Source organism: Thioclava sp. GXIMD4215, assembly GCF_045291555.1.
Taxonomy (GTDB): Bacteria; Pseudomonadota; Alphaproteobacteria; order Rhodobacterales; family Rhodobacteraceae; genus Thioclava; species Thioclava litoralis.
On the sequence record NZ_CP149515.1, the window covers coordinates 445,642 to 471,334 of the forward strand.

General features: G+C 61.5%; 23 protein-coding genes. 9 read left to right on the plus strand and 14 right to left on the minus strand.

Annotation, left to right across the window (positions count from 1 at the left end; translation table 11 throughout):
- Positions 1–2 precede the first annotated feature (2 nt).
- Both WDB86_RS02175 and cysE read left to right on the plus strand, forming a co-directional pair.
- Entirely contained in the window at positions 3–3,908 is a 3,906-nt protein-coding gene (locus tag WDB86_RS02175) for a glycoside hydrolase TIM-barrel-like domain-containing protein (protein WP_406736469.1), read from the plus strand.
- A gap of 160 nt (positions 3,909–4,068) precedes the next feature.
- Positions 4,069–4,872: a serine O-acetyltransferase gene (cysE, locus tag WDB86_RS02180; protein ID WP_339107451.1), complete on the plus strand. Its 804-nt coding sequence runs from the start codon at positions 4,069–4,071 to the stop codon at positions 4,870–4,872.
- Positions 4,873–5,001: 129 nt separating this feature from the next.
- Here cysE and WDB86_RS02185 read toward each other — a convergent pair whose 3' ends face one another.
- From WDB86_RS02185 to WDB86_RS02210, 6 genes are all read right to left on the minus strand, one after another.
- Positions 5,002–6,300 carry a pyruvate dehydrogenase complex dihydrolipoamide acetyltransferase gene (locus tag WDB86_RS02185; protein ID WP_406736470.1) on the minus strand — a complete coding sequence of 433 codons (1,299 nt, stop codon included), beginning with the start codon at positions 6,298–6,300 and terminating at the stop codon, positions 5,002–5,004.
- A 12-nt stretch (positions 6,301–6,312) separates the two neighbouring features.
- Complete coding sequence (locus WDB86_RS02190) at positions 6,313–7,683, minus strand: pyruvate dehydrogenase complex E1 component subunit beta (protein ID WP_406720852.1); 1,371 nt, start codon at positions 7,681–7,683, stop codon at positions 6,313–6,315.
- 14 nt (positions 7,684–7,697) lie between these two features.
- Positions 7,698–8,723, minus strand: a complete 1,026-nt coding sequence (pdhA, locus tag WDB86_RS02195) for a pyruvate dehydrogenase (acetyl-transferring) E1 component subunit alpha (RefSeq protein WP_339107448.1) — start codon at positions 8,721–8,723, stop codon at positions 7,698–7,700.
- 190 nt (positions 8,724–8,913) lie between these two features.
- On the minus strand, positions 8,914–9,210 hold the full coding sequence (locus WDB86_RS02200; RefSeq protein WP_339107447.1) for a septum formation initiator family protein: 297 nt from the start codon (positions 9,208–9,210) through the stop codon (positions 8,914–8,916).
- A gap of 210 nt (positions 9,211–9,420) precedes the next feature.
- Positions 9,421–10,014, minus strand: a complete 594-nt coding sequence (locus WDB86_RS02205; protein WP_406720851.1) for a peptidylprolyl isomerase — start codon at positions 10,012–10,014, stop codon at positions 9,421–9,423.
- On the minus strand, positions 10,007–10,513 hold the full coding sequence (locus WDB86_RS02210; RefSeq protein ID WP_339107446.1) for a peptidylprolyl isomerase: 507 nt from the start codon (positions 10,511–10,513) through the stop codon (positions 10,007–10,009). The genes WDB86_RS02205 and WDB86_RS02210 overlap by 8 nt, the downstream gene beginning before the upstream one ends.
- Before the next feature lie 202 nt (positions 10,514–10,715).
- Here WDB86_RS02210 and WDB86_RS02215 point away from each other — a divergent pair, with 202 nt between their 5' ends.
- Entirely contained in the window at positions 10,716–11,906 is a 1,191-nt protein-coding gene (locus tag WDB86_RS02215) for a phosphoglycerate kinase (RefSeq protein WP_406736471.1), read from the plus strand.
- Positions 11,907–12,137: 231 nt separating this feature from the next.
- A complete protein-coding gene (locus tag WDB86_RS02220; RefSeq protein WP_339107444.1) occupies positions 12,138–13,040 on the plus strand; it encodes a fructose bisphosphate aldolase in 903 nt (300 codons plus the stop codon).
- 184 nt (positions 13,041–13,224) lie between these two features.
- Here WDB86_RS02220 and tyrS read toward each other — a convergent pair whose 3' ends face one another.
- Positions 13,225–14,475: a tyrosine--tRNA ligase gene (tyrS, locus tag WDB86_RS02225; protein ID WP_406736472.1), complete on the minus strand. Its 1,251-nt coding sequence runs from the start codon at positions 14,473–14,475 to the stop codon at positions 13,225–13,227.
- Positions 14,476–14,534: 59 nt separating this feature from the next.
- On the opposite strand from tyrS, the gene WDB86_RS02230 reads away from it, so the two are divergent.
- Both WDB86_RS02230 and WDB86_RS02235 read left to right on the plus strand, forming a co-directional pair.
- Complete coding sequence (locus tag WDB86_RS02230) at positions 14,535–15,632, plus strand: anhydro-N-acetylmuramic acid kinase (RefSeq protein WP_339107441.1); 1,098 nt, start codon at positions 14,535–14,537, stop codon at positions 15,630–15,632.
- Between the two features lie 128 nt (positions 15,633–15,760).
- Positions 15,761–16,105, plus strand: coding sequence for a hypothetical protein (locus tag WDB86_RS02235; protein WP_406736473.1), 345 nt, complete (start codon positions 15,761–15,763; stop codon positions 16,103–16,105).
- Here the strand turns inward: WDB86_RS02235 and WDB86_RS02240 are convergent, their stop codons facing one another.
- The 4 genes from WDB86_RS02240 to WDB86_RS02255 form a co-directional block, all read right to left on the minus strand.
- Positions 16,106–16,531 (minus strand): cupin domain-containing protein, encoded by a 426-nt coding sequence (locus WDB86_RS02240; protein ID WP_406736474.1) that lies wholly within the window; start codon positions 16,529–16,531, stop codon positions 16,106–16,108.
- Complete coding sequence (locus tag WDB86_RS02245) at positions 16,528–17,442, minus strand: DMT family transporter (protein ID WP_406736475.1); 915 nt, start codon at positions 17,440–17,442, stop codon at positions 16,528–16,530. Before WDB86_RS02245 ends, WDB86_RS02240 begins: the two co-directional genes overlap by 4 nt.
- Positions 17,443–17,664: 222 nt before the next feature.
- Positions 17,665–18,939, minus strand: a complete 1,275-nt coding sequence (gene eno / locus WDB86_RS02250; protein ID WP_406720845.1) for a phosphopyruvate hydratase — start codon at positions 18,937–18,939, stop codon at positions 17,665–17,667.
- Positions 18,940–19,158: 219 nt separating this feature from the next.
- Positions 19,159–19,866, minus strand: a complete 708-nt coding sequence (locus WDB86_RS02255) for an endonuclease/exonuclease/phosphatase family protein (RefSeq protein WP_406736476.1) — start codon at positions 19,864–19,866, stop codon at positions 19,159–19,161.
- A gap of 176 nt (positions 19,867–20,042) precedes the next feature.
- Here WDB86_RS02255 and WDB86_RS02260 point away from each other — a divergent pair, with 176 nt between their 5' ends.
- Positions 20,043–20,723 carry a hypothetical protein gene (locus tag WDB86_RS02260; protein ID WP_406736477.1) on the plus strand — a complete coding sequence of 227 codons (681 nt, stop codon included), beginning with the start codon at positions 20,043–20,045 and terminating at the stop codon, positions 20,721–20,723.
- A 2-nt stretch (positions 20,724–20,725) separates the two neighbouring features.
- Here WDB86_RS02260 and WDB86_RS02265 read toward each other — a convergent pair whose 3' ends face one another.
- Positions 20,726–22,159, minus strand: a complete 1,434-nt coding sequence (locus WDB86_RS02265) for a protein adenylyltransferase SelO (protein ID WP_406736478.1) — start codon at positions 22,157–22,159, stop codon at positions 20,726–20,728.
- A gap of 120 nt (positions 22,160–22,279) precedes the next feature.
- Between WDB86_RS02265 and WDB86_RS02270 the strand changes: the two genes are divergently transcribed.
- Together WDB86_RS02270 and WDB86_RS02275 are read left to right on the plus strand one after the other, a co-directional pair.
- The gene (locus WDB86_RS02270) at positions 22,280–22,498 is read left to right on the plus strand and encodes a DUF2945 domain-containing protein (RefSeq protein WP_406736479.1); all 219 of its coding nucleotides are present in this window, start codon (positions 22,280–22,282) and stop codon (positions 22,496–22,498) included.
- A complete protein-coding gene (locus WDB86_RS02275; protein WP_406736480.1) occupies positions 22,499–23,563 on the plus strand; it encodes a DNA topoisomerase IB in 1,065 nt (354 codons plus the stop codon). It abuts the gene before it with no gap.
- On the opposite strand, the gene WDB86_RS02280 is transcribed toward WDB86_RS02275, so the two are convergent.
- Both WDB86_RS02280 and WDB86_RS02285 read right to left on the minus strand, forming a co-directional pair.
- Positions 23,560–24,495 (minus strand): nucleoside hydrolase, encoded by a 936-nt coding sequence (locus tag WDB86_RS02280; protein WP_406736481.1) that lies wholly within the window; start codon positions 24,493–24,495, stop codon positions 23,560–23,562. The genes WDB86_RS02275 and WDB86_RS02280 overlap by 4 nt on opposite strands.
- A gap of 133 nt (positions 24,496–24,628) precedes the next feature.
- The gene (locus tag WDB86_RS02285; protein ID WP_339107430.1) at positions 24,629–25,630 is read right to left on the minus strand and encodes a Fe(3+) ABC transporter substrate-binding protein; all 1,002 of its coding nucleotides are present in this window, start codon (positions 25,628–25,630) and stop codon (positions 24,629–24,631) included.
- Positions 25,631–25,693: the final 63 nt, after the last annotated feature.

A 25,693-nucleotide genomic window follows, 5' to 3' on the forward strand; every position in this document is an offset into this window, starting at 1 on the left:
ACATGGCAACGATCCTTTTGGGCGCGGCGGGCGCTGCGATTGGCGGTGGCTTCGGTGGCACGGTGCTGGGGCTTTCCGGTGCGGTCATCGGGCGGGCGGTCGGAGCGACCTTGGGGCGCGCCATCGACCAACGGCTTCTGGGAACCGGATCGCAAAGCGTAGAAACCGGCAAGGTCAGCCAGTTCCGCCTTTCCTCGGCAAGCGAGGGGACGCCCGTGCCGATGGTCTGGGGCGGGATGCGGGTGGCAGGACAGGTGATCTGGGCAACGCGCTTTCGCGAACATGCCAGCACCAAGAAAAGCGGAAAGGGCACGGGCACGACCGTGTCGACAACAAGCTACAGCTATTCCGTCAGTCTTGCCTTGGCCTTGTGCGAAGGCGAGATCCTGCGGGTCGGGCGGATCTGGGCCGATGGCCAGATACTGGATACGGCAGGCCTTGATTTTCGTGTGTATACCGGGGCCGAGGATCAGGAACCGGATGCGAAGATACAGGCGGTCGAAGGGGCGGATGCCGCCCCGGCCTATCGCGGTATTGCCTATGTGGTTTTCGAGGATCTGGCGCTTGGTCCGTTTGGCAATCGCGTCCCGCAACTGACCTTCGAGGTGTTCCGCGCCGCCGCGCCATCTGTGCCGCAGGAGATCGCGGGGTTTGAGGGCTGTGTCAGGGGGGTCGCGCTTATTCCCGGCACGGGCGAGTATTCTCTGGCGACGACCCCTGTCTATTTTGCGGGAGAAGAGGGAGGCTCAAGCAAGGTCATGAACCAGAGCGCCCCGGGCGGGCTTAGTGATTTCGCGACCTCTCTCGCGGCACTGAATGATGATCTGCCGAATTGCGAAGCCGTTTCCCTTGTGGTGTCGTGGTTTGGTGATGACCTGCGCGCGGGTCAGTGCAAGATCCGCCCGCGGGTGAATGAAACCGCAGGAGACGGGAAAAATATGGCATGGTCTGTCTCGGGGGTGGGGCGCGCCGAGGCCGGAAAGGTTGCCCATACCGCCGAGGGCGATCTTTATGGGGGCACGCCTGCCGATGCTGCGGTGATCGAGGCCATTCGGGCCTTGCGAGCTGCGGGAAAATTCGTCACCTTCTATCCCTTCATCCTGATGGAGCAGATCGCGGGCAATGCACGTCCCAATCCGTGGTCGCCGACCGAGGAACAGCCCGCTTTGCCGTGGCGCGGACGGATTACGACAGACATCGCCCCCGGACTGGAGGGCTCGACCGATCGTAGCGCGGCTGCCGCGCAGGACGTTGCGGCCTTTTTCGGGGAGGCCGCGCCAGAAGCCTTCGCGCCGGAGGGGATGACGCTGCGCTATAGTGGTGCCGAAGAATGGTCCATGCGCCGTTTCATTTTGCACTATGCCCATCTTTGCGCGCAAGCGGGTGGGGTAGATGCGTTTTGCGTGGGCACCGAAATGTGCGCCCTGACCCAGATCCGTGATGCCGAGGACGGGTTTCCTGCCGTCGAAGCCTTGCGCCGTCTGGCAAATGACGTTCGCGCTATTCTGGGCGAGACTTGTAAAATCGGCTATGCGGCGGATTGGTCGGAATATTTCGGATATAATTCGCCGGATGGAAACCGCTACTTCCATCTGGATCCGCTCTGGGCAGATAGTGCCATCGATTTTGTCGGTGTCGATAATTATCTGCCGCTTGCCGATTGGCGTGAGGGCGAAAACCATGCCGATGCGGCATGGCCTGCCATCCACGATCTGGGCTATCTGCAAAGTAATATCGAGGGTGGAGAATACTATGACTGGTATTATGCGACCGATCTCCATCGGCAGATGCAGATCCGCACGCCCATCACCGATGGGGAGGGAGAACCCTGGATCTGGCGGGCGAAGGATTTCCGTAGCTGGTGGCAGAACCGTCATTACGAGCGGATCGACGGGCTGCGGGCGGAGGAGCCGACGGCATGGATCCCGCAGATGAAACCGATCTGGTTTACCGAATATGGCTGTGCGGCGATCGATAAGGGGGCCAACCAGCCCAACAAGTTTCTGGACCCGAAAAGCTCTGAATCCATGCTGCCCCATTTTTCCAACGGGCGGCGCGACGAGCTGATCCAGATGCAATATGTGCGGGCGATGGAGGGGTGGTGGCAGGACCGGGCGCATAATCCTGTTTCGGAGGTCTATGAGGGGCCGATGATCGATATGACCAAGGCGCATGTCTGGTGTTGGGACGCGCGGCCTTGGCCCGAGTTTCCCTCCCGTGACGATCTCTGGAGCGATGCCGAGAATTACGCGCGCGGGCATTGGCTATCCGGTCGCGCGGTGGCGCAGCCGCTGGCGCGTGTTGTGGTCGAGATCTGCGCGATGGGTGGGGTGACGGCGGTGGATGTGTCGGGGCTGCGTGGCTCTGTGCGCGGATATAGTGCGCAATCGGGGGAGTCCCCGCGGGCAATGCTGCAAACGCTTATGCTGGCCTATGGTTTCGATGCGGTCGAGCGCGACGGAGCACTGCATTTTATCATGCGGAGCGGTCAGGTGAGCCGGGCTCTTGCCGATACGGATTTTGCTTTGCAGGAGGACGAGAGCACGCTCACCCGCATTCGTGCTTCCGAGGCGGAGATGTCGGGCAGGGTGCGGCTGTCCTATATCGAGGCAGAGGGAGACTATGCCACCCGTGTGGTCGAGGCGATTGCGCCGCAGGAAACCGATCAGGGCAGCAATAGTGCCAGTGAGGTAAATGCCGCATTGCATCGTCCGCAGGCAGTGGCCACGGTTGAACGCTGGCTGGCAGAGGCGCAGATGGCGCGGGATGTCGTGCAATTCGCGGTGCCGCCCTCCTTGACGGGGCTCGGGGCGGGGGATGTCATCGCGATCGAGGAAGAGCGGTACCGGATCGACCGTGTCGATCTGGCGGGGACGGCGACAATGGAGGCCGTCCGGATCGAGGCGGGGCTTTACGAGCCGTCCGATGCGGCCGAGGCGGATGTCTCCACGACGCGGTTTTACGCGCCTGTGCCGGTGACGGCGCAGTTCATGGATCTGCCGCTTCTAACCGGAGAGGAAGTGCCCTATGCGCCGTATCTGGCGGTGACCGCCAGTCCGTGGCCCGGAACGGTTGCGGTATTCGATGCGGTGAGTGATGCCGATTACCAGTTGAATGCCACGCTGACGCACCGTGCGACGTTCGGGCGTAGTCTGGGGGCGCTGAATGCGGCCCGCGCGGGGCTATGGGACCGTGGGGCGCCGCTGCGGGTTTCGCTTGTTTCGGGGGAGCTGCAATCGGCCAGCGAAGAACAGCTATTGGCCGGAGCGAATGCGATGGCCATCGGCGATGGCAGCAGTGACAACTGGGAGATCTTCCAGTTCGCGCAAGCTGAACTGGTCGGCAATAATACATGGGATCTGAGCCTGAGGTTGCGCGGCCAGCTGGGCACCGATGCGCTGATGCCCGAAATCTGGCCGGAAGGTTCGGTGGTGGTGGCACTTGATGGCAATCTCGATCAGATCACGCTGGCGCAGGCACAGCGCAATATTTCCCGCCATTATCGTATCGGATCGGCGCGGCGCAGCTATGACGACCCGAGCTATGTGCATCTGAACGAGGCGTTCAAAGGCAATGGCCTGCGCCCCTATGCACCGTCGCATCTGCGGGTGTCCAAGGCGACGGAAGACTGGAGTATAGGCTGGGTCCGGCGTACGCGTCTGAACGGTGATCCCTGGCTGGAGCAGGAGGTGCCGCTTGGCGAATTGCATGAACGATACAGGCTGCGTCTTCTGACCGAGACCGGTGCCGTGCTGCGTGAGGTTACGCTTGAGGCACCGAGTTGGATATATACTGCGTCCCAGCGTCAGGCCGATCTTGCGAGCGGTTCTGCGTTGGTGCTTGAGGTGGCGCAACTGAGTGATCTTTACGGAGCGGGATTGCCGGCACGACTGGCACTCGGACTTTGACGGGCGGGGCATCCGATGGCGGGCAAAGAAAGGTTTGTGACCGATGTTAAGGACTTTTCTCTATTTTGCACTTGGTTTATCTCTGGTCGGCCTCCATGTGGTATTGTGCTAGAGCATGCCTGTGAAGGTGAGCCCGCATTTGCTGCGCAAAGGAGACGTCATGGCTGAGCCCCAAGTCAGAATTGCCACCGTTGATCCTGTCTGGGAGCGGATCTGTACCGAGGCGCGCGCGGCCGTTCAGAACGAGCCGCTTCTTGGATCGCTGATCCATGCCGGTCTTTTGCATCACCCCACTTTCGAGAGGGCGCTGTCTTTCCGGTTCTCGTTGAAACTGGCGTCGAACGAAATGAGCGAGCAGATCCTGCGCGAAATTGCGGATGATGCCTATGCGCAGGCCCCCTATCTGATTGCGGCAGCGCGTGCCGATCTGGTTGCGGTTTACGAGCGCGACGCGGCTTGCCACCGTCTGATGCAACCCCTGTTGTTTTTCAAGGGTTTTCAGGCGCTGCAATCCTACCGGATTGCCCATTGGCTGTGGTCGGAGGGGCGTAAGGACATGGCCTATTATGTCCAGATGCGTACCTCCGAGATGTTCGGTGTCGATATTCACCCCGCTGCCCGCATCGGGCAGGGCGTGATGATCGACCATGCGCATTCTATCGTGATCGGCGAGACGGCTGTGGTCGGGGATAATGTGTCGATGCTGCATTCTGTCACGCTGGGCGGGACCGGCAAGGAAGAGGAAGACAGACATCCCAAGATCGGCAATGGCGTATTGATCGGGGCCGGTGCCAAGGTGCTGGGCAATATTCGGGTGGGAGACAATTCCCGCATCGCGGCAGGGTCGGTCGTGTTGAACGAGGTGCCGCCGTGTAAGACGGTCGCAGGGGTGCCCGCCCGCATCGTGGGAGATGCCGGTTGCAGCCAGCCGTCGGTATCAATGGATCATCTTTTGGAAAAATAGCACGATTTGTGAGAGCGTCAGCCCGCGTGGCGGATGTTTGCTATATGAAAAACGGGCTACCGGTTATGCCGGTAGCCCGTTTTGTTTTTGTTACAGCAGGCGTTTGCACCCCTGCCGCGCACTGACCTATCAGGCCAGCATCGTCATCGGGTTTTCGAGGTTCTCGACGATGATCTTCAGAAGATCCGCGCCAAGCGCCCCGTCGATCACACGGTGATCGACCGACATGGTGACCGACATTACGGTGGCCACTTCGATCTCGCCTTCGGCATTCACCACCGGCTTTTTCACACCACCACCCACGGCGAGGATGCCGGCATGGGGCGGGTTCACGATGGCGTCGAAGTTATCGATGCCGAACATGCCGAGGTTGGAGATCGCGAAGGAGCCGCCCTGATATTCATGCGGTGCAAGCTTGCGGTCGCGCGCACGTTTGGCCAGATCCTTCATCTCGGTCGAGAGCGCCGAAAGCGACTTCATATCGGCGTCTTTCAGCACCGGCGTGAAGAGACCACCCTCGATCGCCACGGCCACAGCCACATCCGAGGGCTTCAGCTTCAGCACGCGGTCGCCCGCCCAGACAGCATTCGCATCCGGCACAGCCTGCAGTGCTTGGGCCACGGCCTTGATGATGAAGTCATTCACCGACAGCTTAATCCCACGGCCTTCCAGCTGCTTGTTCAGCTGCGAGCGGAACTTCAGCAGCGCATCCAGCTTGATGTCGCGGCGCAGGTAGAAATGCGGGATCGTTTGCTTGGCTTCCGAGAGACGCGCGGCAATCGTCTTGCGCATCCCGTCCAGCTTGACCTCTTCGAACGCGCGGCCTTCATACATCTTGATGACGGCATCGGCAGAGGGGCCAGCGGGGGCTGCTTTGGCGACAGGCGCCTCGGCTTTGGCCGGAGCCGCTTCGGCCTTGGGCGCAGCGGTTGCACCTTCGACATCCGCCTTCACGATACGGCCCTTGGGACCCGAACCCGCGATAGTCGCCAGATCCAGACCTTTCTGGGCCGCGATACGGCGTGCCAGCGGCGAGGCGAAGATACGCTTGCCGTCTTTGGCGGGGGCTGCAGGGGCCGGTGCCGCAGCAGCAGGCGTGGCTGCGGCCTTGGGAGCCTCTGCGGGCGCTTCCGCCTTGGCAGGGGCTGCGGGGTTCGACGCGGTCTCGATGGCCGAGGCGTCTTCGCCCTCTTCCAGCATCACGGCGATCGGGGTGTTGACCTTCACGCCTTCGGTGCCTTCCGCGATGAGGATCTTGCCAAGCACACCCTCGTCAACCGCTTCAAACTCCATCGTCGCTTTATCGGTCTCGATTTCCGCGATGATGTCACCGGAGGCGACGGTGTCGCCTTCCTTTTTCAGCCAGCGCGCCAGCGTGCCTTCTTCCATCGTCGGAGAAAGGGCCGGCATCAGGATTTCAGTTGCCATCTCTGGATCTCCTTAGCGATAGGTGACTTTTTTCACCGCAGCGATGACTTCATCGGTGGTGACAAGAGCCAGTTTCTCGAGGTTGGCGGCATAGGGCATCGGCACGTCTTTACCGGTGCAGTTGATCACGGGCGCGTCCAGATAGTCGAAGGCGCGTTCCATGATGACAGCCGACAGGTGGTTACCGATGGAGCAGACGGGGAAGCCTTCTTCCACGGTGACGCAGCGGTTGGTCTTCATGACGGAAGCCAGCACGGTGTCGTAATCCAGCGGGCGGATCGAGCGCAGGTCGATGACCTCTGCCGAGATGCCTTCCTCTGCCAGTTTCTCTGCCGCTTCCAGCGCATAGGTCATGCCGATGCCGAAGGAGACGATGGTCACATCCGTACCTTCGCGCCAGACTTTCGCCTTGCCGATCGGAACGGTGAAATCATCCATCACCGGCACTTCGAACGACTTCCCGTAGAGGATCTCGTTTTCAAGGAAGATGACGGGGTTCGGATCGCGGATCGCCGATTTCAAGAGGCCTTTCGCATCGGCTGCCGAATAGGGCTGAACAACCTTGAGGCCCGGGATCTGCGCATACCATGCGGCGTAATCCTGGCTGTGCTGCGCACCCACGCGGGCTGCCGCACCGTTCGGACCACGGAACACCATCGGTGCCCCCATCTGGCCGCCCGACATATAGAGCGTTTTTGCCGCCGAGTTGATGATCTGGTCAATCGCCTGCATAGCGAAGTTGAAGGTCATGAATTCGACGATCGGGCGCAGGCCACCAAAAGCCGCGCCGACTGCGATACCGGCAAAGCCATGCTCGGTGATCGGGGTGTCGATCACGCGCTTCGAGCCGAACTCGTCCAGAAGACCTTGGCTGATCTTATAAGCGCCTTGGTATTCGGCAACCTCTTCGCCCATCAGATAGACGTTCTCGTCGCCGCGCATCTCTTCGGCCATCGCATCGCGCAGGGCTTCGCGGACCGTCTGGGTCTTCATCTCGGTGCCTTCGGGCCAATCCGGCGTCGTATTCGGCGCAAGGGGCGTATCCGGCGTGTCGTCTTTGGCAGCAGCGGGAACCGAAGCGGGGGCAGGGGCTGCCTCTGCCGCAGGTGCCGAAGCCGATGCGATATCATCCGCCGATTCGCCTTCTTCCAGAAGAACCGCGATGGGGGTGTTCACTTTCACGCCCTCGGTGCCTTCTTCGATCAGGATCTTGCCCAGCGTGCCTTCATCGACCGCTTCGAATTCCATCGTCGCCTTATCGGTTTCGATTTCTGCGATGATATCCCCTGCGGAGACGGTATCGCCTTCTTTCTTGAGCCAGCGCGCCAGAGTGCCCTCTTCCATAGTGGGCGACAGGGCGGGCATCAGGATTTCAGTTGCCATTCTTCTCTTCCCTCTCAGGCGTTCTGCGGTGCCGCGTCGGCATAGATGTCGGTCCAGAGCTCTTCGAGCGCGGGCTCGGGGCTTTCTTTCGCGAATTCAGCCGACTCGTTGACGATCGCCTTGATGTCCTTGTCGATGGCCTTCAGGTCATCTTCGGTGGCATGATTGCCGGTCAGCAGCAGTTGGCGGACATGCTCGATGGCGTCACGCTCTTCGCGCATCTTCTGCACTTCGTCGCGCGAGCGGTATTTCGCGGGGTCCGACATCGAGTGACCGCGGTAACGGTAGGTTTTCACCTCGAGGATATAGGGGCCTTTGCCCGCACGGCAGTGTGCCACGGCCTTTTCGCCAGCCGCTTTGACCGCCAGAACATCCATGCCGTCGACTTCCTCGCCCGAGATGCCATAGGCCTCGCCGCGTTTCCACAGCGCCGGGGATTTGGTCGAACGGGCGACCGAGGTGCCCATTGCATATTGGTTGTTCTCGATGACGAAGACGACCGGAAGATCCCATAGCTGCGCCATGTTATAGGTCTCGTAAACCTGACCCTGGTTGGCCGCACCATCGCCGAAATAGGCGAAGGTCACATTGTCATTGCCCTTGTACTTGTCCGAGAAGGCAAGACCTGCGCCAATTGGAACCTGCGCACCAACAATGCCGTGGCCCCCATAGAAATGCTTCTCTTTCGAGAACATGTGCATGGAGCCGCCTTTGCCTTTCGAATAGCCGCCCTCGCGGCCCGTCAGCTCGGCCATCACGCCCTTGGCGTCCATGCCGCAGGCAAGCATATGCCCGTGGTCGCGATACGAGGTCACGCGCTTGTCGCCCTCTTTCGCGGCGGCCTCAAGGCCCACAACAACAGCCTCCTGACCGATGTAAAGGTGACAGAAGCCACCGATCAGCCCCATGCCGTAAAGCTGGCCTGCCTTCTCTTCGAAGCGGCGGATCAGCAGCATGTCACGATAGTAGCTGAGAAGCTCGTCCTTGGAGACGTTCGCACCAGCCTTGGGTGCGGTCCCCGAACTCTTGCGAGCAGCCATAGGCATCCTCCCTAAAAGCGGATAGTTCAGTATTAAACCATCTCTAGCGGAAAGCATCTGCAAAGACAATCACCGCGATATGCAACAGTGTCTTCTGCGGGCATAAAGTGATGGTATGTGGAGAAGGATGACGCAAAAAACCCGCAAGGCAAGCTTGCGGGTTGCTAAAAATGTCCACATTTCGGGCGCTTTAGCGAATGACGACCTCGTCGCCACGCACCAGTCCAAGGATATTGCGCGCCTGCTCGTCCAGAAGGTCGAGGTCCAGATAATCATCCGACAGGCGATGCGTCAGATTCGCCATACGCTTGACCTCGTCGCGCAGTGCGTCGCGCTTTTGCGTCATGTCGGTGATTTCGGCCTCGATCTGCACCCGCTTGAATATCCCGTAAGATCCCTGCACGGCGGCAAAGGTGAAATATGCCGCCAGCACGAAGGCGATGGAAAAGAAGATCAGCGGACCGACCGCCCGGTTTTTCTGCTGCATGTTCTGCCTATATCAGGCGCGCAAGGGCGCCATTTTGCTCTGCCAGTTCTTTGCGCGTTCTGCGCGGCCTCTTGTCGGGCCTGAGATCCGACTATGCCACGAAGCGCCCCGCTTCGCCTAGGCATTTTTGCATGGAAAGGGGACCGGAACATAAAAAGGCGCCCCCTTTGGGACGCCTTGCAAGCTTGGGCCGGGTCTCGGCACGGGATCTTATTTGCTGACCGTTGCCGAAACGATGTAATCGGGGTCATCGACCAAGCCGTTTTTCGCGGGATCGCCCTTCTTGATCTGGTCGACGATATCCATGCCTTTGATGACATGGCCGACAACCGTGTACTGCCCGTTCAGATGCGGCGCATCCGCGAACATGATGAAGAATTGCGAATTGGCGGAATTCGGCGATTGCGAGCGTGCCATGCCGACAATGCCGCGCACGAATTTGCGTTTCGAGAACTCGGCCGGAAGGTCGGGCTTGTTCGAGCCGCCCATCCCCGCCATCTCGATCTGCGAAGAGCCGCGCTTGCCAAATTGCACATCGCCCGTCTGCGCCATGAAGCCGTCGATCACGCGGTGGAACACCACGTCATTATACGCGCCTTCCTTGGCCAGCTCTTCCAGACGTTCCGCCGCTTTGGGGGCGACATCGGGCAGCAGGTCGATGACGATCTCGCCCTGAACCGAGCCGCCGATCTCCAGCGTCAGATTCGGGCCGGGCCCGTCGGGCGCGGTGTCTTCGGCATAAGCGCCAGTGGTCATTGCCCCGGCACCCATCGCAATCAGGGCTGCCGCAACAAGATTACGCATCGGCGGCCACCGTGACTTTGATCATGCGGTCGGGATTCGCCGGCGGTTCACCGCGCACGATCTTGTCGACAAATTCCATTCCGGAGATCACGCGGCCATAAACGGTGTATTGGCCGTTCAGGAAGTGGTTGTCCGAGAAGTTGATGAAGAACTGCGAGTTGGCCGAGTTCGGATTCATCGAGCGGGCAGCCCCCAGCGTGCCGCGATCATGCGGAATACGCGAGAATTCTGCGGGAAGGTCGTCATATTCGGACCCGCCGGTGCCTGCGCGGCCCGGATTGTAGTCTTTTTCCATATTCGCATTCGCCACGTCGCCGGTTTGCGCCATGAAACCGTCGATCACGCGGTGGAAGGCCACGTTGTCATAGGCACCGTCGCGGGCCAGCTGTTTCATACGCTCGGAATGCTTCGGCGCGATTTCGGGCATCAGCTCGATAACAACGGGACCATCCTTCAATTCGATGATGATGGTGTTCTCGGGGTCTTTATATTCGGCCATGAGGTCCTCCTGGATTTGGCCCGCAATCTACACGACAGGGCCGCTATGGAAAGCCGAAACCTTCGTTTTTCGTTTTCACGCCTTCTCACGCGCGGGTCATGTCTGGTGATTGCGTGTGTTGACGCCATTTCATGGACGGTGCAAGTTGCGGCACAACGGGCACCCCATCCCCTGATTTGGTGCCGGAATGAGGAGATAACGCATGGCATGGAAAACCCTCGACGATCTGGAACTGGAGGGCAAGGTTGCCCTTGTTCGCGTCGATATCAACGTTCCGGTCGAGGACGGACGTGTGACGGATACCACGCGGATCGACAAGATCGTTCCGACCGTCAAGGATATTCTGGCCAAAGGCGGGAAGCCCGTCCTTCTGGCCCATTTCGGCCGCCCCAAAGGAAAAGTCGTGCCGGAAATGAGCCTGAAACCGCTGGTTCCGGCGCTTGAGGCCGCATTGGGCGTTCCGGTGCATTTTGCCGAGGATTGCATTGGCGGTCCGGCCAAGCGGGCTGTGGCGGCCCTGCCTGCGGGCGAGGTTTTGCTGCTGGAAAACACCCGTTTCCACGAGGGCGAGGAAAAGAACGACCGCGAGCTGGCGGCGGCGATGGGCGCGCTTGGATCGGTCTATATCAATGACGCTTTCTCGGCGGCCCACCGTGCGCATGCCTCGACCGAGGCTCTGGCCCGTGTTCTGCCCAGTGCTGCGGGGCGTCTGATGGAAGCGGAGCTGAAGGCGCTGGAGGCCGCGCTGGGGGATCCGGAGCGTCCGGTAACAGCGGTTGTCGGCGGGGCGAAAGTGTCGACCAAGCTGGATCTGCTGGGAAATCTGGTGAGCAAGGTGGACAATCTGGTCATCGGTGGCGGCATGGCCAATACCTTCCTCGTGGCGCAAGGCATTTCTGTCGGAACGTCGCTGGCCGAGCGCGATATGGCGCAGACTGCTCTGGAGATTCTCGAAAAGGCAAAATCTGCCGGTTGTACGATTGTGCTGCCCTCGGATGTGGTCGTTGCCCGCGAGTTCAAGGCCAATGCGCCGCATGAGACCGTTGCCGCCGATGCCTGCCCCGAGGATGCGATGATCCTTGATGCGGGTCCCGAGGCCGTGGCTCGGATCTCGAAGGTCTTTGCAGATTCGCGCACGCTGATCTGGAACGGCCCGCTGGGGGCTTTCGAGATTACGCCCTTTGATGCGGCCACCAATGCCGCGGCTGCCAAAGCCGCAGAGTTGACGCAGGCGGGTCAGCTGATTTCGGTGGCGGGTGGCGGGGACACCGTGGCTGCCCTGAACAAGGCCGGCGCGGCGGAGAAGTTCAGTTATATTTCCACCGCAGGCGGTGCCTTCCTTGAATGGATGGAGGGCAAGGTTCTGCCGGGGGTGGAAGCTCTGGAAGACTGATCCGGTCAATAGGGACACTGGAAACGGGGTGGCTTGCGGGCCGCCCCGTTTTCTTTTCACGGTGCCGCCTGACGGGCGAAGCGGGGGGATTTCTGGCCGCTTTCCGCGCAGCAGACCGACAAAATGAAATAATCCAAGTCGGTTAGCGCCACCAAGATTGTCTAACCCCGCGCATCGCGCTAGGTCTGGAACTGGCCCACAATTCAGTCTCCGTATCGGAGGGAGAGATATATGCCGAACGCGCAACAAACCGAACAGATTTCCAAGGGCGAGGGTTTCATCGCCGCGCTCGATCAGTCGGGCGGTTCGACGCCGAAGGCTCTGCGCCTTTACGGTATCGAGGAAAGCGAATATTCCAACGACACCGAGATGTTCGATCTGATCCACAAAATGCGGACCCGCATTATCAAATCCCCCGCGTTTTCCAGCGGTAAGGTGATCGGTGCGATCCTGTTCGAACAGACGATGGACCGCGAGATCGATGGTATTGCGACCGCGACCTACCTCAACGAGAAATGTGGCGTTGTGCCCTTCCTGAAGATCGACAAGGGTCTGGAAGCGGAAGAGAACGGTGTGCAGCTTCTCAAGCCCATTCCGGGTGTGGACGCGCTGTTGGACCGCGCCCGTGAAGCGGGTATTTTCGGCACCAAGGAACGCTCGGTCATTTCTGCGGCCAATCAGGCCGGGATCGCGGCGGTTGTCGCGCAGCAATTCGATCTGGCTGCGACCGTGATCAAACATGGTCTGATGCCGATCATCGAGCCGGAAGTCACGATTTCGATTTCCGACAAGGCCGAGGCCGAAGCCATCCTGCGCAGCGAGATCCTCAAGCATCTCGATGCTCTGCCTGCCGATCAGCAGGTGATGCTGAAACTGTCGCTGCCGACGGTTGCGAATTTCTACAAGCCGCTGGTGGATCATCCGCGCGTGTTGAAGGTCGTGGCGCTGTCGGGCGGTTATGCGCGCGATGAGGCCAATGCGATCCTGTCGAAGAATGACGGGATGATCGCCTCGTTCTCGCGTGCCCTGACCGAAGGGATGTCGGATAAACAATCCGATGCGGAATTCGATGCCGCACTTGCCTCGGCCATCGACAGCATCCATGCCGCCTCGCTGGCGCATGAACCGGCCTGAGGTCGTCCTGTTTTGGAAATGAGAGAGGCGGGGCCGTAAGCGGCTCCGCCTTTTTCGTTTCGATGTTTGAAAGTGAGGGGGCTGTCTGCCCCCTCTTGGGCCTGCGGCCCAATTCACCCCCGAGGATATTTCGGGCAGCTGGATGCCGGATGGAAAAAGGCGCCTTGTGGGGCGCCTTTGATTTTTAGCCGATTTGTACGAGGGCGTGGCGTTTTTTGCCCGCTGAGAGTTTGACCGGCGTTTCGAAGTCGGATGCGGTGAACATACGGCCTGCTTCGGTGCAGGTCTCGTCATTCACTTTCAGGCCGCCTTCGCCAATCAGCCGCTTGCCGTCCTTGCCGGTTTTGGCAAGGCCCGAGCGTGTGACAAGCTGGGCAAGGCTGATGCCGTCGCCCAGTTCGTCCGCCGAGAGGGTCAGCGTAGGCAGATCATCGCCGGTGCCGCCCTTCTCGAAGACTTCGCGCGCGGTGGCTTCGGCGGCGGCGGCGGCTTCGGCGCCATGCAGGAGGGTGGTCACCTCGCGGGCGAGGATGATTTTGCCCTCGTTGATTTCCGAGCCTTGCAGCGCGGCCAGACGGTCGCATTCCTCGACCGGAAGTTCGGTGTAAAGCTTGAGGAAGCGGCCCACATCGGCGTCCGTGGTGTTGCGCCAGAACTGCCAGAATTCATAGGGGCTGAGCATCTCGGCATTGAGCCACATCGCACCGCCCTGCGATTTGCCCATCTTGCGGCCGTCGGAGGTGGTCAGGAGCGGTGTGGTGAGGCCGAAGATCTCGTGGTCGAGCACGCGGCGCGTCAGGTCGATCCCGTTGATGATATTGCCCCATTGGTCCGAGCCGCCCATCTGAAGCGCGCAATCATAGCGGCGGTTCAGTTCGAGGAAGTCATAGGCCTGCAGGATCATGTAGTTGAATTCGAGGAAGGACAGCGATTGTTCACGGTCCAGACGCGATTTCACCGACTCGAACGACAGCATGCGGTTGACCGAGAAATGCCGCCCGATATCGCGCAGGAAGTCGAGGTAGTTCAGGCTGTCGAGCCATTCGGCATTGTTGAGCATCAGCGCGCCATTGCCGCCCTCTTTGTAATCGAGGTAGCGGGCGAAGACTTTCTGCATGCCGTCGATATTGGCCTGGATCTGCTCCGGCCCCAGAAGCGGGCGTTCATCCGAGCGGAAGGAGGGGTCGCCCACTTTTGTCGTGCCGCCGCCCATCAGGGTGATCGGCTTATGGCCGCATTTCTGGAACCAGCGCAGCAGCATGATGTTGAGCAGGTGGCCCACATGCAGCGAGGCGGCCGTGGCGTCATAGCCGATATAGGCAGTGACCGTCCCGGAATAGAGTTTCTGGTCCAGCTCCTGCAGGTCGGTGCAGTCGGCCAGGAATCCGCGCTCGATAATGGTGCGCAGGAAGTCCGATTTGGGATGGTATGTCATCTGGCTTGTTCCTTTCTTATGGGCATGCGTATATCCTTGTGTCACCTAAAGGGGAAGCCATGTTGAAAGCAGGTCCTGTCTGGGCAGTGGGCGCGATGTCGGGCACGTCACTTGATGGCGTGGATGCGGCGTTGCTATTGACCGATGGTCTGCGGATTCTGGATTTCGGGCGCTCCGATTACCGGCCCTATAGCGAGGCCGAGCGGGGCGTTCTGCACAGCGCATTGGGGGCATGGCAGGGAGAGACTGCGGTCGAGCCTGCCGCAGAGGTCGTCGAGACGGCGCATGCCGAAATTCTCAGTGCCTTTTCCGAGGCCGAGATCGTGGGCTTTCATGGCCAGACGCTGGCGCATGAGCCGCGCGGGCGGGGGACCCATCAGGCAGGCGATGGGGCGGTGCTGGCGGAGGTGCTGGGCAAGCCTGTGGTCTGGGATTTCCGCACGGCGGATGTCCGGCTTGGCGGGCAGGGGGCACCGCTTGTGCCCTATTTCCATTTTGCCTGCGCCAAATGGGCGGGGCTGGACACGCCTTGTGTCTTTCTCAATCTGGGCGGGGTCGGCAATGTCACATGGGTCGATCCGCGCCGCGCCGCCCCCGAGGAGGAGGCAGCGGTGCTGGCCTTCGATACCGGCCCTGCCAATGCTCCCATCAATGACCTGATGCGGCTGCGCTTCAATCTCGGTCAGGATGAAGGTGGCGCGCTTGCCGCGCAGGGCAAGGTTGACGAGGCGGTTGTCGAGGCGTTTCTTGCCCATCCGTATTTTCTGAAAATACCGCCGAAATCTCTGGACCGGAACGATTTTCATGGCGTGCTGGAACTGGTTTCGGGGCTGGGCGATGCCGATGCGGCGGCCACGCTGACGGCCTGTTCTGCGGCATCGGTCGCCCGCGGGTTCGAGCATTTCAGGGAGATGCCGCAACATCTCTATCTCTGCGGCGGCGGGCGGTTGAACGAGGCGCTGGTGGCAGAGATCGCGAGGCGTGTGCCCTGCGCGGTGGCCCCTGTCGAGGATCTGGGGCTGGATGGCGATATGCTGGAGGCGCAGGCGTTTGCCTATCTGGCCGTCAGGGTGGCGCGGGGGCTGCCGACCTCGGGTCCGGCGACCACGGGTGTTGCTGCGCAAGTCGGGGGCGGGCAGATCAACTACCCCGTGTAAAGGCGCGATTTTCCGGCAACAGAATTAATCATTCATTAACACCTTCGGGATCTCGGGTTTGTGAACCCGCGTGATCGGCATAAATTTGCCCGGCTTTTCAACGATAAAAATACGTAAAGGCCGAGTGGATGAACAAGTTTATGATTTTGTTGCCCTTTCTTCTTTGGGGATGTGGGCACACCCCCGAGATCGCCTCGCGCATCGCGCCGCCCAATTTCCTGCCACATCTTCCCGATCTTCCCGCTTTGCCCGATCTTCCCAGACCGGCCTCGATGGCGGGGCAGGAGGCTCCGGGCTATATCTATAACGGCCAGATGATCACCTTCTCGGAAATCGATCACGACTTCGACGAAGACGCGCCTGCGGGCGAGAATTATGCGCAGGCGCGCGGCCTATGCAGCGATCACGGTTTCGATTTTGTCGAATACTGGGGGGTCACGGATACGGGGCAGCGGTTTTTCTGCACCAACTGATCAGCCGCGCGCGATGTCGAACCCTTCGGGCGCCAGCGTGAAGCCCTCGAAGCGGAAGCCGGGAGAAACGGTGCAGCTGACAAGGCTATAGCTGCCTGTGCTGCGGGCGGCCTGCCAGTAATGGGGCGGCACAATCACCTGTGGGCGGTCGCCCGACAGAATGTCGGGGCCAAGCCGGTGGTCGGTTGCAGGCCCCTCGTCGCTGGCCGAAAGCGACAGTGTCAGCGGTGCCCCTGCATGCCAGAGCCAGATTTCGGTGGAATCGATCCTGTGCCAGTGGCTGGTCTCTCCGGCTTTCAGCAGGAAATAGATGCAGGTGCCCGCAGCACGGCCCGTGCCCTCGGCGATCCATGTCTGGCGGTAATGGCCCCCTTCGGGATGGGGGGCCAGATCCAGGGTTCTGATGATTTGATCGGCAATGCTCATGATGCGATTGGGCCGCGGGACGGGCGTGCTGTCAAGCGCGACAGGCGCATTTGCGTCAGGGCGACACCGAGGATCGTGATGGCCGTGCCGAGGATCTGCAGCGGCGCGGGGGCTCGGCCGATGCCCCAGCCGATCAGCATGGCAAAGACCGGCACGAGATTGAACAGGATCGCCGTGCGCGCCACGCCCCGTCCTGCAATCGCGATCGTCCAGAAAATATAGGCCAGCGCCGAGCCCACGATCCCCATCCAGAGCGAGGCCAGCAGCGCGTCGGGAGCGGCCCGCCACGCGGCGCGGAGCGGGTTTCCCTCTGTCAGCGACGTCAGCACCAAGGCAATCGTGCCGAACAGCATGGTCCAGCTTGAGATGGCCAATGGCGAGGCGTCCTTTACGAAGCGTTTGCACCCCACACCATAGGCCGCCCACGCCAGAGAGCCTGCAAAGATCACCAGATCTCCCGGTGTCAGCATTGCCCCTATCGTCGCGAAATGGCCACGGCCAAGCACCAGCGCCACCCCGAACAGGCTCAGTGCCATACCGCAGAAGGTTTGTACCGCAGGCCATTTGCGCGTCAGAAGGCTTTCCAGAAGTGTCGAACTGAGCGGCGTTGTGGCCATGATCAGCGCCCCCGTCAGCGGGCTGGAGCTTTGCAGCCCGATACAGAGCGCGGCATTGAACCCTGCCACCCCCAGAATGCCCAATGCGGGGAAGGCCAGAAGATTGCGGCGCAACGGGGCCAGTGCCAGCCCCTCGGTGCAGGCCAGAAGGGTCATGATGGCGATGGTCGCAATGACAAATCGCAGGCTGGCGGCGGTCAGGGGGGCAAGGCTTTCAAGCGCGATGCGGGTGGCGTCGAAATTGCTGGCCCAGAAGGCGGTGGCCAGAATGCCCAGAAGAAGCGGTCGTTGCATGGGATGTCCTTTCGATCCCCCCGCGCGGCTTTGGCGGGAGGCTGGGAAACGGGAGTGGACGCGACCGGTGCGTGGGGGCAAACTAGCCAGACAAATGCTTTCCGTCTTGCGCGAAAGTCACCTGTCAGGTTTCCGAAAGCGGAAACCTCTGGTCAAACAAACTTGGCCAAAAGAAAAGGCGCGGACAGTGCCGCGCCTTTGGATCTTACCGGAGAGACCGGATTATTTCAGGATCGAGCGGCCCGCGTAGATTGCGGTCTCGCCCAGCATTTCCTCGATGCGGATCAGCTGGTTGTATTTCGCCAACCGGTCCGAACGTGCCAGCGAGCCGGTTTTGATCTGGCCGCAGTTGGTGGCCACGGCGAGGTCTGCGATGGTCGCATCCTCGGTCTCGCCCGAGCGGTGCGACATGACGTTGGTGTAGCGTGCGCGGTGCGCCATATCGACGGCGGCCAGCGTCTCGGTCAGCGAGCCGATCTGGTTCACTTTCACCAGCATGGAGTTTGCCACGCCCTGTTTGATGCCATCGGCCAGACGCTTGGGGTTGGTCACGAAGAGATCGTCGCCCACAAGCTGGATCTTGTCGCCCAGTTTCTCGGTCAGGATCTTCCAGCCCGCCCAGTCATCTTCCGCCATACCGTCTTCGATCGAGATGATCGGATATTCGTTGCACAGCTTGACCAGATATTCGGCGTTTTCTTCCGAGGTCAGCGAAAGGCCTTCGCCCTTCATCTCGTATTTGCCGTTCTTGTAATATTCGGTCGAGGCGCAATCCATCGCCAGATAGATATCCTCGCCCGGCTTATAGCCCGCTTTCTCGATGGATTTCAGGATCACATCCAGCGCTTCCTTGGTCGAGGACAGGTTCGGCGCAAAGCCACCCTCATCGCCCAAGCCGGTCGACAGACCCATCGCGGTCAGCTCTTTTTTCAGCGTGTGAAAGACTTCCGAACCCATGCGCACCGCGTCGCGGATGTTTTCGGCCGAGACCGGCATGATCATGAATTCTTGGATGTCGATCGGGTTGTCGGCATGTTCGCCGCCGTTGATGATATTCATCATCGGAACCGGTAGTACGCGGGCCGAGGTGCCGCCGACATAGCGGTAAAGCGGCTGGGTGGTGTAATCGGCGGCAGCTTTCGCGCAGGCCAGCGACACACCCAGGATCGCGTTCGCACCAAGGCGGCTTTTGTTCTCGGTGCCGTCAAGTTCGATCATGGCATTGTCAATCTCGACCTGCTCGGTCACATCGGCGCCAACCAGTGCTTCGGCGATCTCGCCATTGACGGCGGCAACCGCGTCAAGCACGCCTTTGCCCATGTAGCGCGACTTGTCGCCATCGCGCTTTTCAACGGCTTCATGCGCGCCGGTCGAGGCCCCCGAGGGAACAGCCGCACGACCCATGGTGCCGTCTTCCAAAATCACGTCGACCTCGACGGTCGGATTGCCGCGGCTGTCGAGGATCTCGCGCGCGTGGATGTCGATGATGGTGCTCATTATACTCTCTTCCCTTGTCATTGCACTTTGGTGCTGTATGGGCCGTGCCAAGCTATATCCTTGGGCGGCAGTGGTGAAAAGGGCGTTGTTACCGCTAACGGCGCTGTTAGCGACGCAACTTGATGAAATTTCTGAAATGCCCCCGTGACGGGGCGACATGCGCGGCCCGCATGAAGCGGCCGCGCAGGGCCGGTCCGCCGGCGCGGCGTGCTTCTGCGATCAGCGTCTGCGACGCAGCCCGCCGATATCGGCCCAGATCGGCAGGTGGTCGGAGGCACGGCGGGTCAGCTGCGTGTCATGCACCGACATATGGGTGATATGGGCGCGGTTGCAGGTGACGATTCGATCCAGTTTGCCGACCGGTGCGACCGAAGGGTAGGTCGCGCCGGGCGCATGGACGGTAAACCCGCCCAGGGCCTCGAAGCCGTTGCGGCCCGACCATTCGTTGAAATCACCGATGGCCAGTGCAGGCGACGGAGAGGCGGCCAGCATTTCCTTGGCAATCCGCGTCCATTGCGCACGGCGGTCGGTGCGGCGTAGCCCCAGATGGGCGGCAAAGATCGAGAAGGGCAGATCCTCCTCGGCCTTGAGGCTCAGATGCAAGGCTCCGCGCGGCTCCAGCCCCGGCAGTTCGATCCCTGCGCAGGACAGCATCTCGACCCCGCGTTTGACCAGAAACGCCTGCCCGTGCCAGCCCAGACTGTCGGGGCCGGTGCGGGGTTGCTCGATGGTGCGGAAGTCGGTTTCGGCCTCGATCAGGCTTGCCGACAGGGCCGCAGGGCGCGCGCCGCGCCGCCTGTCGACTTCCTGCAACGCGATGACATCGGCATCGAGCGTATTGAGGACATCGATGATGCGATGCGGGTCCCGACGGCGATCAACACCGACGCATTTGTGGATATTGTACGAGGCTATTCGGAGAGTCATTGGTTATCAGCATGCCTATCTTGAGGCCCGATATAGAATGCCGGTTCTGTTTGTCACCCTGTCTGCGGAAAAAAATCTCGTTTCGTGGCGGATTGATCCGAAAATTTTTGTGATCGCGTGGGGTCGGGCGGCACTGCGGTCTTTCCGAACCGGTGGAGTTGTCTCATATTTCGCGTATGACACGCAAGACGCCCCTCGATATCGCCCGTATGCAGCCTTGGCCGGTCAAGGTCATCTGGGGGATGCTGGCCTTTGAATTCCTGCTTGCGCTGTTCGAGCGTCAGTGGCCGCTGGCGGGGGTGGCCCTGTTTACCTTCGTGCTGACTCTGGTGCCGCTTTATGTCAGCTCGCGCATCGGGATCTCGATGCCCACGGCGCTGGTCGTGGCGGTGACGGGCTTTATCTTCGCCACCATCTTCCTCGGTGAGGCATTCGATTTCTACAACCGTTTCTGGTGGTGGGATATCGCGCTGCATGGGGGCTCGGCGCTTGGCTTCGGGCTGGTGGGGTTTGTGTTCGTTTTCATGCTGTTCGAAGGGGACCGCTATGCCGCTCCCCGTTGGGCGATGGCGCTGATCGCCTTTTCCTTCGCGGTGACGATCGGGGCGCTATGGGAGATTTTCGAATTCGGCATGGACCAGATTTTCGGCACGAATATGCAGAAATCGGGCCTGATGGATACGATGGGCGATCTGATCGTCGATGTGATCGGTGGCGCTTTGGGGGCTTTGGCGGGCTGGGCCTATCTTTACGGGCGCGGCCCCGGCTTTACCCGTGCCTTTTTCGAGGATTTCGTGACCCGCAACCGCCGCTTTTTCCGCAAGATCGGCAAGCGGCGGCGCGGGCGCAGGCGCTAGGATCAGGTGCCGCAGAAGGTGCGGATGACCCGTTCCGAAAGCGCGGGCGCTGCCTCGAAAACGGCAAATTCAGGGGCCTCGCCATAGGGCTGCGCCAGAGCCTTCATAAGCGTCTCGAAGGGGGTCAGGTCGCCATCTTCTGCGGCCATAATCGCGGCTTCAACGCGGTGGTTGCGCGGAATACGGAGCGGATTGGCGGCGGCCATCACGCCCTGCGGGTCCGCTTCCTGCGCCAGACGTGTCTGCCAGCGCGGGGTCCAGGTCTCCAGCAGCGCCGGATCGCTGAGTTCCTGTGCCGCATCCCCGCCGCGTCGTAAGGCGGTAAAGCTGCGGGTGAAATCGCCCTGTCCTTGTGCCAGGGCCGTCAGAAAGTCCTGAATCAGCGGAAGATCTTCGGGCTGTGCTTCGGCAATACCGATCTTGCGACCGAAGCGGCCCAGCCATTCGGCCTGATAAAGCGGTGTGAAGGTGTTGATGGCTGCGGTCGCCTGTTCCACTGCGGCCTCCTGTGGCCCCATCAGGGGCACGAGACAGGTGGCGAATTGCGCCAGATTCCACAGCGCGACCTGCGGCTGCGCGCCATAGGCATAGCGGCCATACTGGTCGATGGAACTGAACACCATCTCGGGATGGTAGATATCGCTGAAGGCGCAGGGGCCGTAATCGATGGTCTCGCCGGAAACTGCCATATTATCGGTATTCATCACGCCGTGAATGAAGCCGAGGCTCATCCATCCGGCGATAAGGCGCGCCTGCGCCGCGACAACGGCCTCTAACAGATCCAGCGCGTTCTCGCAGTCGGGATAGAGCTTGGCGATGACATGATCGGTCAGGATCTGGAGCGCCTCGACATCGCCACGGGCCGCGAAATACTGGAACGTGCCGACGCGGACATGGCTGCGGGCCACCCGCGCCAGCACCGCCCCCCGCCGCCGCTTCATATCGCGCAGGAGAGTGTCGCCGGTAAAGGCCGCTCCCAAGGCGCGGGTGGTGGGCAGGCCAAGGGCGGCCATTGCCTCGGAGACCACATATTCGCGGAGCACGGGGCCAACCCATGCCCGACCGTCGCCACGGCGCGAGAAGGGCGTGGGGCCTGCCCCTTTGAGCTGGATGTCATAACTGCCCTGCGGTGTGGTGACCTCGCCAAGCAGCACCGCACGGCCATCGCCCAGTTGCGGCACCCAGCTGCCAAACTGGTGGCCCGCATAGGCCTGAGCAATCGGCTGGGCGCCTTCGGGCAGGTGGTTGCCCGCCAGCATGGCCACGCCCTCGGGGCTGCGCAGGAAATCGGGGGCGATACCAAGCTGGCGGGCCAGCGCGTCATTGACGGCAATCAGCGCGGGCGCAGAGACCGGCGTGGGGGCTTGCGGCGCGAAAAACCGCTCGGGCAGATTGGCATAGCTATTGGTGAAGGGAATGGGATGGGATGCGGTCATGGGGCCTCCTGTTGACGCAGATATAGGGGCAAGGCCGCCTTTCGGGAACCCCGCGCGTTTTCGGGAACTTCTTGCGGGCCATCCCGTTGGCGTTGCGCAGGCAGCAAGAGGAGAGAGGCGATGGGGAATGCGTTCCGGACCGGCCAGTGGGTCACGTGGAGCTGGGGGCAGGGCGAGGCCAGGGGCAAGATTGCCAGCCGCCATGAGATGCGGGTAGAGCGCCAGATCGATGGCAGCACGATCGCCCGCAATGGCAGCGCCGAAAATCCCGCCTACGAGATCCATCAGGAGGATGGGGCGCGGGTGCTCAAGCTTGGCTCCGAACTGGAGGCGGGGTGAATGGCAGGGGCGGCATCAGCCAGTCTGCAGGAGACGTCATTGCAGGCGGCCTGCGGACCGCAGATGAAGGTGCGGGCTGCGCCGGAAGACCTGCCAGAGGGGCTGTGCTTTTACCCCGACAGCCGTCCCGGCATCGCGCGCAGGCGCTGTGGGCGCGGGTTCAGCTACACGCTGCCCGACGGCACCACGCTGGCCCGTGGCCCCGAACGCGCACGTATCGAAGCTCTGGGCATTCCGCCCGCCTATGAGGAGGTCTGGATCTCGCCGCGCGAGAACGGACATTTACAGGCCACGGGGCTGGATGCCCGCACGCGCAAGCAATACCGCTATCATCCGCTCTGGTCCGAGGCGCGGGCGGCAGAGAAATTCGAGACCCTGACCGGTTTCGGCCATGCCTTGCCGCGTATCCGGCGCGCGGTCACCCGTGATCTGGCCGAGGGGCCGGGCGAGATGTCCTTCGCCCTTGCCGCGGCGGTGCTGCTGATCGACCGTCTGGCGATGCGCGTAGGCAATGCGGCCTATACGCAGGCCAATGGCAGCTACGGGGCGCTGACCCTGCGCCGTCGCCAGATGCGGCTTTGCGAGGACGGGCTGCGATTGAGCTATACCGCCAAAGGCGGCAAGAAAATACGCCGCCGCCTGACCGACCGCAAGCTGCTGAAAGTGCTTGATCAGGCGCGCGATTTACCGGGGGCGGAGCTGATCACCTGGATCGACGAGGACGGAGCGCCACGCGCGCTCGGCTCTGACCAGCTGAATGCCTATCTCTCTGACTTGGGTCAGGGAAATTTCACGGCCAAAACCTTCCGCACATGGTCCGGCAGTCTTGCCGCCTTTGAGGCCGCCGAGGCGGGCGGACGGACGATCAAGGCGCTTTCCGGCGCGGCGGCCGCGCGTCTGAACAACACCCCGACAGTGGCGCGCAACAGCTATATCCACCCGAAGGTGATTGCCTTGGCCGAGGCGGGGCGGTTGCCCGATCTGGCGCCCGTCAAGCTGCGCGGGCTGTCTGCGGCAGAGGCCCGTCTGCTGGCCTTGCTGGAAAGCCCTGAAACGCGAGGCTAGAGGCGGGCGATCCGGTCCCGTATCAGGGCAAAGAAGGCATCGCGCCTGACCTCGTTCATGAACATCACATTGGGGGCGCGTGACGTGACGCGCCACCAGTCGGCCACGGTCATGCCCAATGTCAGGGGCGAAAGCACCTCGACCTCGACATTGATATGGCGCCCCGCGAAAAGGCTCGGGTCGATGAGGTAGCCGATGGTGCAGGGGTCGTGCAAAGGCGCACCTTGCGATCCGTATTTCTCCTTGTCGAAACGTTCGAAGAAATCGGTCCAGGAGGCCACGGCCTCGCCCAGCAAGGTGCCAAGATCGCGCAGGCTCCGCACCCAGTCGGCCGAGGTCAGGGCCTTATGGGTCACATCCAGCGGCATCATGGTGATCGGAACGCCGGAGGCCAGCACGATCTGCGCCGCCTCGGGATCGACATAGATGTTGAACTCGGCCGTGGGGGTGATGTTGCCGACCTCGAAATAGGCCCCGCCCATCAGCACGATCTCCTGAATTTTACAGGCCAGTTCGGGGGCGCGGCGCAGCGCGGTTGCGATATTGGTCAACGGGCCCACCGGCACCAGCGTGATGCTGGCATCCGCCGCATCGCGCAGGGTCTGCACGATGAAATCCACCGCATGCATCTCCTGCACGGGCATCGTGGGGGCGGGCAGGTCGATCCCGTCAAGCCCCGTTTTGCCATGCACATGTTCGGCGGTGATCAGGGGCCGCGCGAGTGGCGCGTCGCAGCCCGCAAAAATCTTCACCTCCCGTCGGCCGGCCAGTTCGCAGATCTTGCGCGCATTGGTGACGGTCCGCTCCAGCGGCACATTCCCCGCAACGCAGGTGATCCCCAGAACCTCCAGTTCCGGACTGGCCAGCGCCAAGAGGATGGCCACCGCATCGTCTTGCCCCGGATCAGTGTCGATGATGATCTTGCGTGTCATGCCCTGCACTCCTTTTGGAAGCAGAGTGCGGGGCGTCTGCGGGAATGTCCAGCGGGCAGGCGGATCTGCGGCAACGGGTCTGCGGGGCCAGACCCGTCAGAACAGGCCCGCCCGGACAGACGCGCCGCTTGGCTCAACCGTCGAAATTCACCGCTTCGATCAGCTTGAGCGCAGCGGGGCGCATTTTCGCGATCTCGACAAGATCCAGCCCGTCGGGGGTGAAGGCCCCCCAGCTTTTGACCAGCTCCGAAGGGGCCACGCCCTCTTTTACCGGAAATTCGTGATTGGTTTCGGCATAGATATGCTGCGCCTCGTCCGAGACCAGAAACTCCATCAGCGCCCGCGCGTCGTCCTTGTTCGGGGCGGATCTGGTCATGGCGACGCCCGAAATGTTCATATGGGTGCCACCGCCCTCGAAGACCGGAAAGCGGATCGACACGCTCTTGGCCCATTCGGCGCTTTCGGCATTGGCCAGCATCTGGCCCATGTAATAGGTGTTGCCCAAACTGATATCGCACTGCCCCGCCCAGATGGATTTCACCTGGCTGCTGTCATTGCCCGAGGGTTTCAGGGCCAGATTGGCCTTGAGACCGGTCAGCCAGTCGCGGGTGGCTGCTTCGCCATGATGGATCATATAGGCGGCGGTCAGCGCGACGTTGTAATCCGAGGTGAAGGGACGGGTGCAGATGCGGCCTTTCCATTTCGGATCGGCGAGATCCTCATAGGTGGTGATTTCGCCCTCGGCCACGCGCTCTTTCGAGGCGTAGATGATCCGTGCGCGCGAGGTCAGGCCGAACCACTGATGATCGGGGTCGCGGAAGGCGGCCGGGATCGCCGCATCCAGCGCGGGGTCCGCGACCGGCTGCGTGACACCGCCATCCACCACCTGCGTCAGGCGGGCGATATCGACCGTCATCACCAGATCGGCGGGCGAGCGCCGCCCCTCGGCCTGCAGACGCTCGACCATGCCTTGCGCGATATAGGCCACATTGACCTTGATGCCGGTTTTCGCGGTGAACGCATCCAGAAGCGGTTGCACCAGTTCCGGCTGGCGGTGCGAATAGATATTCACATCGGCCAAAGCGGGCAGCGGCAGGACTGCCAGAACGGGCGCAAGCAAAGAAAACGGGCGCATGGGAAACCTCCTATAGACCGTCCGAGATATGCCAATTCCGTGATCACCGGTCAATGGTTGATC

Bases quoted from the DNA above. Each gene is read 5' to 3' on its own strand.
- WDB86_RS02240 (WP_406736474.1), bottom strand. From the start codon at position 16,531: ATGAGCATTGCCGATCAAATCATCAGAACCCTGGATCTGGCCCCCCAT.
- WDB86_RS02285 (WP_339107430.1), bottom strand. From the start codon at position 25,630: ATGCGCCCGTTTTCTTTGCTTGCGCCCGTTCTGGCAGTCCTGCCGCTG.
- pdhA (WP_339107448.1), bottom strand. From the start codon at position 8,723: ATGGCTGCTCGCAAGAGTTCGGGGACCGCACCCAAGGCTGGTGCGAAC.
- WDB86_RS02230 (WP_339107441.1), top strand. From the start codon at position 14,535: ATGTTGAAAGCAGGTCCTGTCTGGGCAGTGGGCGCGATGTCGGGCACG.
- WDB86_RS02200 (WP_339107447.1), bottom strand. From the start codon at position 9,210: ATGCAGCAGAAAAACCGGGCGGTCGGTCCGCTGATCTTCTTTTCCATC.
- WDB86_RS02275 (WP_406736480.1), top strand. From the start codon at position 22,499: ATGGCAGGGGCGGCATCAGCCAGTCTGCAGGAGACGTCATTGCAGGCG.
- WDB86_RS02265 (WP_406736478.1), bottom strand. From the start codon at position 22,159: ATGACCGCATCCCATCCCATTCCCTTCACCAATAGCTATGCCAATCTG.
- cysE (WP_339107451.1), top strand. From the start codon at position 4,069: ATGGCTGAGCCCCAAGTCAGAATTGCCACCGTTGATCCTGTCTGGGAG.
- WDB86_RS02210 (WP_339107446.1), bottom strand. From the start codon at position 10,513: ATGGCCGAATATAAAGACCCCGAGAACACCATCATCATCGAATTGAAG.
- WDB86_RS02280 (WP_406736481.1), bottom strand. From the start codon at position 24,495: ATGACACGCAAGATCATCATCGACACTGATCCGGGGCAAGACGATGCG.
- eno (WP_406720845.1), bottom strand. From the start codon at position 18,939: ATGAGCACCATCATCGACATCCACGCGCGCGAGATCCTCGACAGCCGC.
- WDB86_RS02245 (WP_406736475.1), bottom strand. From the start codon at position 17,442: ATGCAACGACCGCTTCTTCTGGGCATTCTGGCCACCGCCTTCTGGGCC.
- WDB86_RS02185 (WP_406736470.1), bottom strand. From the start codon at position 6,300: ATGGCAACTGAAATCCTGATGCCGGCCCTTTCTCCGACGATGGAAGAA.
- WDB86_RS02190 (WP_406720852.1), bottom strand. From the start codon at position 7,683: ATGGCAACTGAAATCCTGATGCCCGCCCTGTCGCCCACTATGGAAGAG.
- WDB86_RS02205 (WP_406720851.1), bottom strand. From the start codon at position 10,014: ATGCGTAATCTTGTTGCGGCAGCCCTGATTGCGATGGGTGCCGGGGCA.
- WDB86_RS02175 (WP_406736469.1), top strand. From the start codon at position 3: ATGGCAACGATCCTTTTGGGCGCGGCGGGCGCTGCGATTGGCGGTGGC.
- WDB86_RS02215 (WP_406736471.1), top strand. From the start codon at position 10,716: ATGGCATGGAAAACCCTCGACGATCTGGAACTGGAGGGCAAGGTTGCC.
- WDB86_RS02270 (WP_406736479.1), top strand. From the start codon at position 22,280: ATGGGGAATGCGTTCCGGACCGGCCAGTGGGTCACGTGGAGCTGGGGG.
- WDB86_RS02260 (WP_406736477.1), top strand. From the start codon at position 20,043: ATGACACGCAAGACGCCCCTCGATATCGCCCGTATGCAGCCTTGGCCG.
- tyrS (WP_406736472.1), bottom strand. From the start codon at position 14,475: ATGACATACCATCCCAAATCGGACTTCCTGCGCACCATTATCGAGCGC.
- WDB86_RS02255 (WP_406736476.1), bottom strand. From the start codon at position 19,866: ATGACTCTCCGAATAGCCTCGTACAATATCCACAAATGCGTCGGTGTT.
- WDB86_RS02220 (WP_339107444.1), top strand. From the start codon at position 12,138: ATGCCGAACGCGCAACAAACCGAACAGATTTCCAAGGGCGAGGGTTTC.
- WDB86_RS02235 (WP_406736473.1), top strand. From the start codon at position 15,761: ATGAACAAGTTTATGATTTTGTTGCCCTTTCTTCTTTGGGGATGTGGG.